The 12593-nt window shown below is 65.6% G+C and carries 12 protein-coding genes and 1 tRNA gene; 8 read left to right on the top strand and 5 right to left on the bottom strand.

Features of this window, described 5'->3' with window-relative positions:
• Positions 1–634: 634 nt before the first annotated feature.
• The 4 genes from ACLD02_RS16110 to ACLD02_RS16095 form a co-directional block, all read right to left on the bottom strand.
• A tRNA-Phe gene (locus ACLD02_RS16110) sits at positions 635–710 on the bottom strand.
• A 49-nt stretch (positions 711–759) separates the two neighbouring features.
• Positions 760–1044: an oxidative damage protection protein gene (locus ACLD02_RS16105; RefSeq protein ID WP_203105928.1), complete on the bottom strand. Its 285-nt coding sequence runs from the start codon at positions 1042–1044 to the stop codon at positions 760–762.
• 19 nt (positions 1045–1063) lie between these two features.
• Positions 1064–2152, bottom strand: coding sequence for an A/G-specific adenine glycosylase (mutY, locus tag ACLD02_RS16100; protein ID WP_410299148.1), 1089 nt, complete (start codon positions 2150–2152; stop codon positions 1064–1066).
• Positions 2149–4374 carry an AsmA family protein gene (locus ACLD02_RS16095; RefSeq protein ID WP_410299147.1) on the bottom strand — a complete coding sequence of 742 codons (2226 nt, stop codon included), beginning with the start codon at positions 4372–4374 and terminating at the stop codon, positions 2149–2151. The genes mutY and ACLD02_RS16095 overlap by 4 nt, the downstream gene beginning before the upstream one ends.
• Positions 4375–4461: 87 nt before the next feature.
• Here ACLD02_RS16095 and ACLD02_RS16090 point away from each other — a divergent pair, with 87 nt between their 5' ends.
• Positions 4462–6384, top strand: a complete 1923-nt coding sequence (locus ACLD02_RS16090) for a sensor histidine kinase (RefSeq protein ID WP_203105926.1) — start codon at positions 4462–4464, stop codon at positions 6382–6384.
• Here ACLD02_RS16090 and ACLD02_RS16085 read toward each other — a convergent pair.
• A complete protein-coding gene (locus ACLD02_RS16085) occupies positions 6353–6670 on the bottom strand; it encodes an acetyl-CoA sensor PanZ family protein (RefSeq protein ID WP_203105925.1) in 318 nt (105 codons plus the stop codon). The two genes, ACLD02_RS16090 and ACLD02_RS16085, sit on opposite strands and share 32 nt — an antisense overlap.
• 87 nt (positions 6671–6757) lie before the next feature.
• Here ACLD02_RS16085 and hisB point away from each other — a divergent pair, with 87 nt between their 5' ends.
• The 7 genes from hisB to ACLD02_RS16050 all read left to right on the top strand — a co-directional run bounded on the left by hisB (position 6758) and on the right by ACLD02_RS16050 (position 12537).
• Positions 6758–7366: an imidazoleglycerol-phosphate dehydratase HisB gene (gene hisB, locus ACLD02_RS16080; RefSeq protein ID WP_161384305.1), complete on the top strand. Its 609-nt coding sequence runs from the start codon at positions 6758–6760 to the stop codon at positions 7364–7366.
• A 10-nt stretch (positions 7367–7376) separates the two neighbouring features.
• Positions 7377–8021: an imidazole glycerol phosphate synthase subunit HisH gene (gene hisH / locus ACLD02_RS16075; RefSeq protein WP_161384304.1), complete on the top strand. Its 645-nt coding sequence runs from the start codon at positions 7377–7379 to the stop codon at positions 8019–8021.
• Positions 8022–8081: 60 nt separating this feature from the next.
• A complete protein-coding gene (hisA, locus tag ACLD02_RS16070) occupies positions 8082–8828 on the top strand; it encodes a 1-(5-phosphoribosyl)-5-[(5-phosphoribosylamino)methylideneamino]imidazole-4-carboxamide isomerase (RefSeq protein ID WP_203105924.1) in 747 nt (248 codons plus the stop codon).
• 70 nt (positions 8829–8898) lie between these two features.
• The gene (gene hisF, locus ACLD02_RS16065) at positions 8899–9672 is read left to right on the top strand and encodes an imidazole glycerol phosphate synthase subunit HisF (protein WP_203105923.1); all 774 of its coding nucleotides are present in this window, start codon (positions 8899–8901) and stop codon (positions 9670–9672) included.
• 8 nt (positions 9673–9680) lie between these two features.
• Positions 9681–10124 carry a YaiI/YqxD family protein gene (locus ACLD02_RS16060; RefSeq protein ID WP_203106125.1) on the top strand — a complete coding sequence of 148 codons (444 nt, stop codon included), beginning with the start codon at positions 9681–9683 and terminating at the stop codon, positions 10122–10124.
• Positions 10125–10294: 170 nt separating this feature from the next.
• The gene (gene arfB / locus ACLD02_RS16055) at positions 10295–10708 is read left to right on the top strand and encodes an alternative ribosome rescue aminoacyl-tRNA hydrolase ArfB (RefSeq protein ID WP_410299146.1); all 414 of its coding nucleotides are present in this window, start codon (positions 10295–10297) and stop codon (positions 10706–10708) included.
• Between the two features lie 17 nt (positions 10709–10725).
• A complete protein-coding gene (locus ACLD02_RS16050; protein ID WP_410299145.1) occupies positions 10726–12537 on the top strand; it encodes a toxin-antitoxin system YwqK family antitoxin in 1812 nt (603 codons plus the stop codon).
• The last annotated feature ends 56 nt before the right edge of the window (positions 12538–12593 follow it).

Here is a 12593-nt window from a genome sequence, read left to right as displayed (position 1 = left end):
TTATGAGTAATCCCCGCGGCGGGTGCCGCATGAATCACGCTATCGAGAGCGAATGTCGCTTTGGTTCCATTACGAATAATTTTGCGCTTCCGGAAAACGACAGATCGTTGTCAGGGGGTGCGGGGAAGGGCAGCGGGAATCCGACCGGGCCAGGGGGGCCGCTAAGTGGTTGTTGTTGAGTGGGTGGGGCTACGGGGAGGGTATTGGGGAATGACGGTTTGGTGGCCGGACGGTGCGGGAGGCCGCAGGGGGCCTGGTGTAAAAAGGCGCCGCTCTGGCGAGCGGGCTTTCTATTCCGGAGGCGGATTGATCGGAACAGCCTTTGGGCTGTTCCGACCCTTCGGGCTTCGCGCTGCGCGCTCGTCGCCAAATGCGGTGCATTTGGTCGAACCAGGCGGTGGTTCATCATCCGGCCTCCGGGTGCCGGGTACAAAAAGGCACCGCTCTGCGAGCGGGCTTTCTATTCCGGAGGCGGATTGATCGGAACAGCTTTTGGCTGTTCCGACCCTGCGGGCTTCGCGCTTCGCGCTCGTCGCCAAATGCGGTGCATTTGGTCGAACCAGGCGGTGGTTCCTCATCCGGCCTCCGGGCCCCAAACAAAAAAGCCTCGCTCAAGGAGCGAGGCTTTTCTATTTGGTGCCCGGAGGCGGAATCGAACCACCGACACGGGGATTTTCAATCCCCTGCTCTACCGACTGAGCTATCCGGGCGTGGGGGCGTATTAAAGCGGCTGACCCCGGCGCCGTCAAGGGCGCGGGGCTATTGATTGGCGTCTTTGGTGGGGGGAACGTAACCCTCTGCTTTTTCTACGCTTTCGTTGTTCAAAAAACGCTCGCGTTGCTCGTCCAGGAAGGCCTTGGCCTTGGGGTCCATGACGTTCAGATGTTTCTCGTTGATCAGCAGGGTCTGGTGATGGAGCCATTCCTGCCAGGCGGCGCGGGACACGTTTTCGTAGATGTCCTGGCCCTTGGGGCCGGGGAAGGGCGGTTTATCCAGGCCTTCCATTTCCTGCTGGTGCTTGCGGCAGAACACGGTGCGGGTCATGGCGTCCTCGTGGTTCGGTTTACAGCAGGCCCCGTTGGCGGGGGCCGTGGAGCTGATCGAGCAGTTTCTTGACCGGGGCGGCGAGGCCCAGTTCGCCGGGGTCGGCGGGGCTTACCCAGCGGCCCTCGGCATCCTGCACGGCCTCGCCGTGGCTGTCCACCCGGATCAGACGCGGTTCGATGTCCAGGTGGAAGTGGCTGAAGGTGTGGCGGAAGCCGGGCAGGTTTTCCTGGTCGCGGGCGGCCAGGCCACGGCGTTCCAGGGCGTCGTGCTGGGCGTCGTCCGGGCTTTCGGATGACGTGTCCAGCTGGGGGAAGCACCAGAGGCCGCCCCAGATGCCGCTGGGCGGGCGCGGTTCCAGCCAGACGCGGCCGTGGCTGTCCTGGAGGATCAGCATACGGGCGGCGCGTACCGGTTTGTCCTTGGCCGGTTTGCGGCCCGGGTAGTCCTGGGGGTTGCCGTCGGCGTGGGCCTGACAGAGATGGATCACCGGGCAGCGCGGGCAGTCGGGGCGGCGCACGCAGAGGGTGGCGCCCAGGTCCATGACCGCCTGGGTGTAGTCCGCCAGACGTTCATGAGGGGTGTGGTGCTCGGCCAGTTCCCAGAGGCGGTTTTCCACCGGTTTCTTGCCGGGCCAGCCGGGTACGGCGTGCAGGCGGGTGAGCACCCGTTTGACGTTGCCGTCCAGGATCGGGGCGCGCACGCCACGGCTCTGGGCCAGGATGGCGCCGGCGGTGGAGCGGCCGACGCCGGGCAGGGTGGCCACTTCGTCCACGGTCTCGGGGAAGTCGCCGCCGTGTTCCTCCACCAACTGGCGGGCGGCCTTGTGCAGGTTGCGGGCGCGGGCGTAGTAGCCCAGGCCGGTCCACAGGTGCAGCACCTGGTCCACGTCGGCGGCGGCCAGGGCGTGCACGTCCGGGAAGGTGGCCATGAAGCGCTCGAAGTAGCCGATCACGATGGTCACCTGGGTCTGCTGAAGCATGATCTCCGAGACCCACACCCGGTAGGGGGTGCGAGGGTGCTGCCAGGGCAGGTCATTGCGGCCGTGCTGGTCATACCAAGCCAGCACGGCCTCGCTGAAGGCCGGTTCGCCGAGCGGTTCACTCACCGGTTGAACAGCCCCTTGAGCTTGTCGCCCAGCTCTTCCTGGATTTTTCCCTCGGCTTTCTTCTTGGCGGCGTTCTTGAGCACCTCTTCGGTGGTGTCGCCTTCCGCGTCGATGCCGAGCTTGTCCTTGAGCTTGCTCTTGGCGGCGTTGGTGGCGGCCTGTTGGGCGATCTTGGCGAAGCCGTCGCGGTCCGGGCCACACCACTTGGCGGGGCTGCCGGCCAGGCTGCCCTGGCAGCGCAGCGGCCAAGTGACGTCTTCCAGGTATTTGCTGCCGCCCAGTTCCGGGGATTGCATGCCCACCTTGAGGTCGAATTCCTGGGTCAGCAGGTTGAGCCAGCCGTTGCCGGAGAGGGTACCTTTTTCCAGTTTGGCTTCCAGGCTGTCCAGGTTGGCGACCTGTTTGTCGAGGCTGGCCTTGGTGGTCAGGTCGATGATCTTGGTGTCCTCGGACAGCGCGTTGGGCAGCTTGCCGGATTCCTGGTTGGGAATCAGGGCGCTGAGGCCCTGGAAGCGGCCGAGCATGTCGTTCACGCCACCGACCAGGGTGTTGTAGAGGTTGAGGCCGCGCACGGTACCGTCCGCCAGATTGACGGTGGCGTTGCCCTTGGCGGATTGCACCAGGGCCTTCTCGCTGTTGCCGGCGGCGTTGAAGTTCATGTCCAGGGAGAACAGGCCCTTGGCCAGGTCCTCGCCCAGGGCCAGGGTGACCAGCGGCTGCAGTTGCATGCTGGTGACTTTCTGCTTGTAGCTGATGCGCGGCGTTTTGCCGGACACGTCCAGGCTGCCGCTACCGGCGAAGCTGCCGTTGAGGGTCTGGCCGGAGGCCTGGGCCAGGCGCAGCACGCCGTTATTGGCGGTGACCTTGAAAGTCAGGTCCTTGGCCTGGATGGTCTCGAAATTGAGTTCGTTGACCTTGAGCTGGCCGTCCATGACCAGCGGGCGCAGGCTTTCCACGGGGATCAGCTCGGCTTCCGAGAGCTGCTCGGTGCCGGCCTGCTTGCCGGCGCCACCGCCGGCGCCGGTGGGCGCTTCCTCTTTGTCGTCGCCGCTTTCCGGCGGCAGGTAGCCGTCCAGGGTGATCTTGTCGAGCACCAGGTCGAACACGATCTTGCCGGTGTCCAGGCTTTCCAGGCCGGCCTTGCCGCTCAGGGTGCTGCTGTCCAGGGTGACCTTGAGCGGGTCCACCATCACGCTGCCGGCGGGGCCGGCCAGGGTGGCGTCCAGGGCTACTTTGCTCAGGGCGGCATCGTCGCGGGTCTCGATGGGTTGCTCGCCGATCGCCTCAAGGGCCTTGTTGACGTCGAAGGGCTCGGTCTTGATCTGGCCGGCCACCTTCATGTCGCCGGTCAGGCCGGTGACGGTGGCGTCGCCGGTGGTGCGGGTGCCGGCGGCTTCCAGCAGCAGGCCGGAGACGGCGGCGCGGTCCTCGTCCAGGTTCACGTCCAGCTTCTGCTCCAGGTGCACGTCCACCGGGTTGACGGTGAGGCCGCCGATCTGGGCGTCCAGGGTCATGGGGTCGAGCACGAAGTGGTTGCTGTCCAGGTTGGCGGCCAGGGTGGTATCCAGGCTCAGGTCCACGCGCACGTCGCTCTGGTCCTGGTAGCGCAGCGACAGCTGCATGGGGAAGGGCTCTTCCAGGCTCACGTCCTGGGCCTCGAAGTTGAAATGCTCGACGCGGATGTCAGTGCCATCGGTGGTGTTGCGGTAGCTCACCTGGCCGTTGGTGATGGCGACGCTGGGGATGGTCAGCGGGATGTCCAGGGTGCCGCCTTCGCTGTCCTCGGCGGGTTGCTCCTCCTCGGCGGCGGGCTGCTCGGCGTCCTCTTGCGGGCCGATTTTCTCCCAGTTGGCGCCGTCGGCGGTTTCCACCAGGTTCACTTCCAGGCCGTCCAGGGTGACGCCGTCCATTTCCACGTTGCCGAACAGCAGCGGCCAGACCGCCACGCTGACGCTGGCGCTGTCGATGGCGGCGAACAGCTCTTCCTCGTCGGGCAGGCGCGCTTCGGTGCGGCCCAGGCTGACGCCCAGGGAGGGCCAGAACTGCCAGTCCAGTTCGCCGGGGATCTCCAGCTCCAGATTGGCCTGAGTGAGCGCCTGCTCACGGATCTGCGGTTTGAAATCATTGGGGTCGATCACCTGGGTGATCACGAACACCGTGGCGGCGAGCAATACCACGATGGCCACCAGGACGATGACCACGATTTTAATCGCGCGTGCCATAACGAGCCTCTCCTTGCGCCTCGGGCCAGGGGCCGGGATTATGTTTGCGGGACATCATAACGAATATCACGCTTTGGGGAGCCGCTTTTGTTAAAGTTCCGTAATATCCTGGTTTTGCTGGGGTTACTGGGGTGTGCTCTGGCCCGGGGCGCGGAGCCGGTGGTTCTCTCCGGCGAGCGCGACCAGGTGGAGGTGGCGCGGTCCATGGATGTGCTGGTGGACCCGGAAGGCCACTGGGACTTCCAGACCGTGCGCGGTCGCCTGGCGTCGCGCTTCCGGCCCAACGATTCCGCGGAACTGAATTTCGGCTTCACCGGCAGCGTGATCTGGCTGCGCTTCGCCCTGGACGCCGGCGCCGTGGCCGGCGAGGACTGGTATCTGGTGGAGCGTTACCCGATTCTGGATAACATCACCCTGTTCGCGCCCACCGTGGACGGTGGCTACCGGCGCGTGGACATGGGCGACACCCTGCCGTTCCGGCACCGCCTGATGGATCATCGCGCCTTCATCTTCCCCCTGGAAACCGGCGCACCGGCGTCCCGGCACTACTATGTGCGTATCAGCGGCAAGGGCGCCATCAACCTCTCGCCGATGCTGTACAGCGCCACCGGCCTGGTGGAGTACACCTACCGGGACATTCTGGTGTATGGCGTCTTCTATGGATGCCTGCTGATCATGGTGATCTACAACGCCCTGCTGGCGTTGTCCCTGAAGGAGCCGGTGTACCTGTATTTCGTCGCTTTTCTGGTCGGCATAACGGTGTTCAACCTGAACATCAACGGCCTCGGGTTGCAGTTCCTGTGGCCGGAGGTGCCCAAGCTTAACGAGTACTACTGGCTGGGCATCTACATATGCACGCCGGCGCTGGCCATGTATTCGCGGCACTTTCTCGGGCTCAAGGAGCGCTTTCCCCGCTATGACCGGCTGATCCGGGGCTATTTGCTGGGCATCGCCGTGTTGCTGGTGGTGCAGTTGCTGATTCCGGCGCCCTGGTCCTATTACCTGTCCACCCTGCTGGTGGTGATCACGGTGCTGCTGTTCAGCTGGCTGGGCTGGACGGTCTGGTCCCGGGGCTACCGGGCGGCGCGCCTGTACGTGGCGGCCTGGTTCGTATTCCTGGGGCTGATTTTCATCTTCGTGCTCGGCAACCTGGACTGGGTGCCCTACGTCTCGGTGACCACCATGCTGCCGCACATCGGCGCGCTGTGGGTGGTGGTGATGCTGTCCCTGGCGCTGGGGGACCGCATCCGCTTCCTGGAGCAGGAGCGCAACCAGCTGTTCGAGGAGGCCCGCGAGAGTCTGGAGCGCCATGTGCGCGAGATCGAGCAGATGAACCGGGACAAATCCACCTTCCTGCAGTACGTGAGCCACGAGCTGAACACGCCGATCAACTGGATCGGCGCCGCGGATTCCCTGGGGGATGACGAGCAGGCCGCCGATGCCCGGGCGATGGTGCGCAAGGGGCAGCAGCGGCTGGTGGGCATGGTCAGCACGTCCCTGCGTTACTTCGATCTGGCCGACCGCCACGATGCGCCCCCGGTGGAGCGCTGCCAGCCGCTGTTGTTGCTGGAGGCGCTGCTGGCCAGTCGGGCCGGGGCTCTGCGCGAGCGCGGGCTGACCGTGGACAACCGGGTGCCGGCCGATCTGTTGGTGCGCGCCAACGAGGCCGAGCTGCGCGAGGTGCTGGCCATTGCTCTGGACAACGCGATTCGTTTCAGTCATCCGGACAGCCCCATCGGCATCACCGGGCGGGCATTGTCGGAGGAAGCGGAGATCCGTGTCAGCGACGCTGGTCGGGGGGCCGGGCCAGGGCAGTTGGAGAGCCTTTTCGAGCCGTTCTTCGTGATGGGTTCGCGTCATCACGAGGAGGGCTACGGGCTGTCCCTGGCCACGGCGCGGGTGATGGTGGAGCAGGTCGGCGGGCGCGTCTGGGCGGAGAGCGAGGGCCCGGACCAGGGCTTCACCCTGGTGATCCGGCTCAACCGCGCCGGCATTTCTCGGGCAGGGTGACGCCATGGCCCAGTTTCGCCTCGATGCCACGCAGGAAGTCGCGGCCCACGCCGCGTCCGCGGGTGGCGGGGTGCACCACCATCCAGGCCAGATTGTCGCCATGCAGCACCGCCACGGCCACCGGGCGGCCATTGAAATGGGCGGCGGCGATTTCGTTGCCGTTGGCGGCGCCTTCCTGGAGGGTGAGCTCCAGATCGCCGGCGTAGTCCGGGTCGTCGCGCAGTACCTGGGCGAAGGTTTGCGCCAGTTCCGGCCGTGACGGGTGGAATTCCACTGTGATCGGCATACTGTCTCCGGGTCGCGATGTCGGTGCCCGCTGGTGAGGGGCGCGGGGGGTACGTATAATACGGTGTTCCGCATTCTGGAGGTACCGATGAGCGAACGCCGCGCCACCGTAGAGCGCAACACCCTGGAAACCAGGATCCGCGTCAGCGTGAACCTGGATGGCACCGGGCAGAGCAAGCTGGACACCGGCCTGCCCTTCCTGGAGCACATGCTGGATCAGGTGGCCCGCCACGGCCTGATCGATCTGGAGATCCACGCCGAGGGTGACCTGCACATCGATGCCCACCACACGGTGGAGGATGTCGGCATCACCCTGGGGCAGGCGCTGGCCCGCGCCTGGGGCGACAAGAAGGGCGTGCGCCGCTACGGCCACAGCTATGTGCCCCTGGACGAGGCTCTGTCGCGGGTGGTGATCGACCTGTCCGGCCGCCCCGGCCTGGAGATGTTCGTGGACTTCACCCGCGGCATGATCGGCGGTTTCGACGTGGACCTGTTCTATGAGTTCTTCCAGGGGCTGGTCAACCACGCCATGATCACCGTGCACATCGACAACCTGCGTGGCAAGAACGCCCACCACCAGGCCGAGACCGTGTTCAAGGCCTTCGGTCGCGCGCTGCGGGTGGCGGTGGAGCCGGACCCGCGCATGGCCGGCGTCACGCCCAGCACCAAGGGCACCCTGACCGAACAGCCGGAATAGAGGGCTTCCCATGACTGAAACCGTGGCCGTGGTCGATTACGGCATGGGCAATCTCCACTCCGCCGGCAAGGCACTGGAGAAAATGGCCGCCGACGGCCAGCGCATCGTCATCACCGGCGATCCGGATCAGGTGCGCGGTGCCGACCGCGTGGTGTTCCCCGGCGTCGGCGCGATTCGCGATTGTATCCGCGTGATCACCGAGACCGGCCTGGACCGCGCCATTCTCGACGCCATCGACGCCTACAAGCCGGTGCTCGGCATCTGCGTGGGCATGCAGGCGATGATGGATTTCAGCGAGGAGAACGACGGGGTGGATTGCCTGGGCGTGTTTTCCGGCCAGGTCCGTTTCTTCGGCGAGCAGTTCGGCGAGACAGGGCAGCGCCTGAAGGTGCCGCACATGGGCTGGAACCAGGTGCAGCAAACCCTGGATCATCCGGTCTGGGACGGCATCGAGGACAACAGCCGCTTCTACTTCGTGCACAGCTATTGCGCCACCGGATTACCGGAGGAAGAGCTGGCCGGCCGCTGTGAATACGGCATCGCCTTCGCCGCGGCGGCCGCCAAGCACAATGTGTTCGCGGTGCAGTTCCATCCGGAGAAAAGCGCCGACGCCGGCCTGCGCCTGCTGGCCAACTTCCTGCGCTGGCAGCCCTAGACCCGGCGCCGGTGCCCGGCGCCTGCCATTCGAAACCGTATTCGCAACAGAGAGAACCCCATGCAACTGATTCCCGCCATCGATCTGAAGGACGGCAAATGCGTGCGCCTTAAGCAAGGCCGCATGGACGATGACACGGTGTTCTCCGAGGACCCGGTGGCGGTGGCCGACCACTGGGTGGAGAAAGGCGCCCGGCGCCTGCACCTGGTGGACCTGAACGGTGCCTTCGCCGGTGAGCCGGTGAACGGCGAGATCGTCAACGCCATCGCCCGCGCCCACCCCGGCCTGCCGATTCAGATCGGTGGCGGTATCCGCGGTGCCGAGACCATCCAGGCCTACCTGGATGCCGGCGTGCAGTGGGTGATCATCGGTACCAAGGCGGTGAAGGAACCGCAATTCGTCAAGGACATGTGCCGTCGGTTCCCGGGCCACATCATCGTCGGCCTGGATGCCAAGGACGGTAAAGTCGCCACCGATGGCTGGGCGGAGGTCACCAACATCGACGTGGTGGACCTGGCCCGCCAGTTCGAGCACGACGGCGTGGTCGCCATTGTCTACACCGACATCAGCCGCGACGGCATGCTGCAGGGCGTCAATGTGGAAGCCACCGAGCGCCTCGCCGAGTCAATCTCCATCCCGGTGATCGCCTCCGGCGGCATCACCGACCTGGACGACGTGCGCAATCTGTGCGAGAGCCACGCCACCGGCATCACCGGTGCCATCACCGGCCGCGCCATCTACGAGGGTTCCCTGGATTTCGAGCAGGGCCAGGCCCTGGCCGACGAACTCTCGGTCGATCGCGGCTGAAGCCGCTCCCACGGCATGAAGCCCCGGTAGGAGCGGCTTCAGCCGCGATATCAATGCTGGAGAACGAATCATGGCGCTAGCAAAACGCATTATTCCGTGTCTCGACGTGGACGCCGGTCGCGTGGTCAAGGGCGTGAAGTTCGTCGAGATCCGTGACGCCGGCGATCCGGTGGAAGTGGCGCGCCGTTACAACGAAGCCGGCGCCGACGAGATCACCTTCCTGGACATCACCGCCAGCCATCAGGACCGGGACACCACCCTGGAAACCGTGGAGCGCATGGCCAGCCAGGTGTTCATCCCACTCACCGTGGGCGGCGGCGTGCGCACGATCCAGGATATTCGCAATCTGCTTAACGCCGGCGCCGATAAGGTCAGCATCAACTCGGCGGCGGTGAAGGACCCGGATTTCGTGCGCGAAGCGGCGCAGCGGTTCGGTTCGCAGTGCATCGTGGTGGCCATCGACGCCAAGAAGGTGAGCGGTGAGAGCGAGGGCAACCGCTGGGAGATCTTCACCCACGGTGGCCGCCAGCCCACCGGCATCGACGCCATCGAGTGGGCCACGCGGATGACCGATTACGGCGCCGGCGAGATTCTGCTCACCAGCATGGATCGCGATGGCACCAAGAACGGTTTCGACATCGCCCTGACCCGCCGTATTTCCGATGCCGTGCCGGTGCCGGTGATCGCCTCCGGCGGCGTCGGCAATCTGCAGCATCTGGTGGACGGGGTAATCCAGGGCGGCGCCGACGCGGTACTGGCGGCGTCGATCTTCCACTTCGGTGAGTACAGCATCGCCGAGGCCAAGGAGTATATGGCCCGGGCCGGCATCGAGATGCGGTTGTAGTCGTGTCGTTGACGATCTGGGTGGACGCCGACGCCTGCCCGGCGGTGATCCGCGATGTGTTGTTCCGCGCCGCCAACCGGCTGGCCATTACCACCATCCTGGTGGCTAACCACCACATCCGCGCGCCACGCTCGACGCACATCCGCTCAATGCAGGTGGCGTCCGGGTTCGACAAGGCGGACGACCACATCGCCGAGCAGGTGAGCGCCGGGGATCTGGTGATTACCGGTGACATCCCTCTGGCCGCCCGGGTGGTGGAGGCCGGTGGCACCGCCCTGAACCCGCGCGGTACCCTGTACGACGCCGAGAGCATCCGCGAACACCTCGGCCGCCGCGACTTCATGGAGGAGCTGCGCTCCGCCGGCATGCAGACCGGCGGGCCCTCGTCGCTGAGCAAGAGCGACGTGCAGACCTTCGCCAATGCCCTGGACCGGTTTTTGGCTAGACGCTAGACGCTGACACGCAGCACGCTTGCACGCCAAGTCAAAACCCGTGGCGGAAAAGCTTGCGGATTTGCAGGTATGACTCTGCGAACTCGCAAGGCCTTCAGGCGCCGCCGCATTTAGCGTGTTGCGTGTTAGCGTGCAAGCGTGCCGCGGTACCACCGTCTCAGGATTACACCATGCTGCAAATCTCCAACACCGTAACCATCCCCGCCGCCGAGATCGACTGGCAGGCGATTCGCGCCCAGGGCGCCGGTGGTCAGAACGTCAACAAGGTGGCTTCGGCCATCCATCTGCGCTTCGATATCCGGGCCTCGTCGCTGCCCGAGTTCTATAAGGAACGCCTGCTGGCGCTGTCCGACCGCCGTATCAGCGGCGACGGCGTGGTGGTGATCAAGGCGCAGCGTTTCCGTACCCAGGAAAAGAACCTGGACGACGCCCTGGAGCGCCTGCGCGCCCTGATCCAGAGCGCCACGGTGGAGCGTAAGAAGCGCAAACCCACCAAGCCTTCCAAGGCGGCCCGCAACAAACGCATGGACAAGAAAACCCGGCATGGCCAGACCAAGGCCCTGCGCGGCAAGGTTCAGCCCTGAGCCCGCCGGATTTGCCCATGAAACCTGTTTCTCAAGGATTCTCCATGACCCTGCCCGCGCCGATTCTGGCCGGCCTGCTGGCGCTGCTGTTGAGCGGCCCGGCCGGCGCCGATACCCGTGCCCTGGATGGCAATATGCTGTTCACCGATGGCGAGCCCTATTACCAACTGCACTGGCCGCTGGAGCAGGTGGAGGGCGGCTGGCGGGTGGTGGTGGATAAGGCCGACGGCAGTCTCTATTTCAAGGGCCGGATCGCCGACCCAAAAGCGGACGACCTGCTCGACGATGACAACCGTCGTGGCCGGTTCACCTACTACTACGACAATGGGCAGCCGCGCATGGAGGGCCGCTACAGCGACCAGGGTCGCGTGGACGGCCGCGCCACGCTCTATTGGCCGAACGGACGGGTGCGCGAGGTCCGTGACTTCAAACCGCGCGGCTATCGCGTGCTCAAGGGTTTCCACGAGGACGGCAGCGTGGCCCTGGAAAACCTGCCGGACAAGGGTGATCGCGGCGACCGCGTGAAACGGTATCGGGAAGACGGCTCGCTGATGCTGCGGGAATACACCGAGCCGGCGGACCAGGGCGGTTTCCAGCGGGTGCAACTGAGCTATGACGCCGCCGGCGAGCTGACCCGGCGCCGGGTCAGTAACGACCGCACCCAGGTCAGCGAGGACCTGAAGAACGGTCGGGTGGTGGAGCGGCTCACCATGGACCAGGCGGACACCTGGTCCATCCGTGAGCGCTTCAACGAGGACGGTGAGCTGGTAGGCCGGCAACGGCGTCTGTCGGCGGGCTACAAAGAGGACGGCGAGCAGATTTTCACCACCGACGACGGTGTGCGCCAGGTGGATCACTATCGCAACGGCAAGCGGCAGGGCGAGTTCACCCGCCGGCGCGGCGATACCTGGCTGGCGCGGGGCTTCTACCGGGACGACGAGCCCGTGGGCCGCTGGTTCGAGGTGGACCCGGACAGCGGTCGGGTGACCGTGACCCGCTACGACGATCAGGGCGAGTACCAGGGCGGCTATCAAATCGGCGCCGATCTGGTGGTTCATGACGACGACGGTAAGCCGGCGGCGCCGCAAGCGCTGCGCGACGTCGAACGTACCCTGCCCGAGGTGGGCACCACCTGGCTCTACCAGTTCAACGACGCGCAACCGGTGGCGCTGACTCTCACCGGGAAGAGTGACGGGCAAGCCCGCTACCGGGTCGGTGAGACCACCCTGGAAGAGGACCTGGACCGCTATCAGCCGGTGGATCAGGAAGACGGCCCGATGCTGCGCTTCCCCCTGCATCCCGGAGACGTGTGGCGCTACCGCACCGAGGACATCGTCCAGGTGCCGGCCACGGACGGCGCCCACTGGCAGTACCGCTACCGCACCGAAACCACCAGCAAGGTCAGCGCGGTGGAAACCATCCAGGTGGGCGCCGGCACCTTCAAGGCGCTGCGCATCAGCCGCGAGATCGCCTGGCGCAAGGATCAGGCCAGCGGCGAAGGCGACGCTCTGGAGCGCATCGAGAACGGCGGCGACGGGCAGGTGGACGGCTTTACCCGGGAGCTGCTGTGGTACGCGCCGGAGGCCGGCCGGGTGGTGCTCAAGGCGCACCTGGAATCCGGTGACCCGAACCTGCTGGGTCGCCCGGCGGAGCAACTGCTGGACAACGCCGCCACCTGGTTCACCGAGCTGGTGGCCCTGGCCGGCCCGGGGGAAACCCCTGAAGCGGGCGAGCCGCGCCACGCCCGTGAACCGCAAGCGGGCTGGATCGGCTTTCCCATGGTGCGCAACAACACCTGGGAATACCGGATGCTGAATCACGCACCCTGATGGCCGGCGGAGGCGCGCTAAGGTACGATCGTCCCGATAACAACAAAAGGATCATC

It is taken from the genome of Alloalcanivorax sp. C16-2, from assembly GCF_046507615.1.
In the GTDB taxonomy this organism is placed as follows: Bacteria; Pseudomonadota; Gammaproteobacteria; order Pseudomonadales; family Alcanivoracaceae; genus Alloalcanivorax; species Alloalcanivorax marinus_A.
This window is presented reverse-complemented; position numbering and strand designations above follow the sequence as displayed.

What these genes read in the sequence shown, in the direction of transcription:
- ACLD02_RS16105 (WP_203105928.1), bottom strand. Translation starts at nt 1,044, where the DNA reads ATGACCCGCACCGTGTTCTGCCGCAAGCACCAGCAGGAAATGGAAGGC.
- ACLD02_RS16095 (WP_410299147.1), bottom strand. Translation starts at nt 4,374, where the DNA reads ATGGCACGCGCGATTAAAATCGTGGTCATCGTCCTGGTGGCCATCGTG.
- ACLD02_RS16085 (WP_203105925.1), bottom strand. Translation starts at nt 6,670, where the DNA reads ATGCCGATCACAGTGGAATTCCACCCGTCACGGCCGGAACTGGCGCAA.
- hisB (WP_161384305.1), top strand. Translation starts at nt 6,758, where the DNA reads ATGAGCGAACGCCGCGCCACCGTAGAGCGCAACACCCTGGAAACCAGG.
- hisH (WP_161384304.1), top strand. Translation starts at nt 7,377, where the DNA reads ATGACTGAAACCGTGGCCGTGGTCGATTACGGCATGGGCAATCTCCAC.
- hisA (WP_203105924.1), top strand. Translation starts at nt 8,082, where the DNA reads ATGCAACTGATTCCCGCCATCGATCTGAAGGACGGCAAATGCGTGCGC.
- hisF (WP_203105923.1), top strand. Translation starts at nt 8,899, where the DNA reads ATGGCGCTAGCAAAACGCATTATTCCGTGTCTCGACGTGGACGCCGGT.
- arfB (WP_410299146.1), top strand. Translation starts at nt 10,295, where the DNA reads ATGCTGCAAATCTCCAACACCGTAACCATCCCCGCCGCCGAGATCGAC.
- ACLD02_RS16050 (WP_410299145.1), top strand. Translation starts at nt 10,726, where the DNA reads ATGAAACCTGTTTCTCAAGGATTCTCCATGACCCTGCCCGCGCCGATT.